Annotated in this window: 1 protein-coding gene; it reads left to right on the forward strand. The window is 65.1% G+C overall.

The window, feature by feature from the left end:
- Positions 1-665: AMP-binding protein (locus DBR24_RS33590; RefSeq protein WP_256591799.1), on the forward strand; the 665-nt coding region annotated here is incomplete at both ends.

Below are 665 nucleotides of genomic sequence, written 5' to 3' on the forward strand. Positions count from 1 at the left end.
ATGCGCCGTTGTGGGACAGCGCGACGTTGCGTCAGGTGATTGTCGATCACGGCATCACCCTGGCCGACCTGCCGGCCGCCTACTGGTACTGGCTGGTGCAGGAATACGCGGCGCAGCCGCCGGCCGGTTTCGGCGCACTGCGGCAGATTCACGTCGGTGGCGAGGCGATGGCGGTGGACGGTTTGCGCCTGTGGCAACGGGCCGGTTTGGGCCATGTGCGCTTGCTCAATACCTACGGACCGACCGAAGCCACAGTCGTCTCGACTATTCATGACTGCACGGCGCTGACGGCGGATGCCGTGTCGTGGCGCGGCATTCCGATCGGCCACGGTCTGGAGGCCCGTCGGCTGTACGTGCTCGATGATGACTTGAACCTGTTGCCGCAAGGCGCGGTGGGTGAGTTGTACATCGGTGGCCCGGGCCTGGCCCGTGGTTATCACCGTCAGCCGATGCTCAGTGCCGAGCGCTTTATCGCAGACCCGTTTGCTGATGGCCAGCGCCTGTATCGCACCGGTGACCGCGCCCGACTGCGCGCTGACGGTGCGCTGGAATATGTCGGCCGGGTCGACCATCAAGTGAAGATCCGTGGCTTCCGCATCGAGCTGGGCGAAATCGAATCACGCTTGCAACAGTGCGCGGGCGTTCGTGAAGCCGTGGTGCTGGCG

The organism is Pseudomonas sp. HMWF006 (assembly GCF_003061205.1).
In the GTDB taxonomy this organism is placed as follows: domain Bacteria; phylum Pseudomonadota; class Gammaproteobacteria; order Pseudomonadales; family Pseudomonadaceae; genus Aquipseudomonas; species Aquipseudomonas monsensis.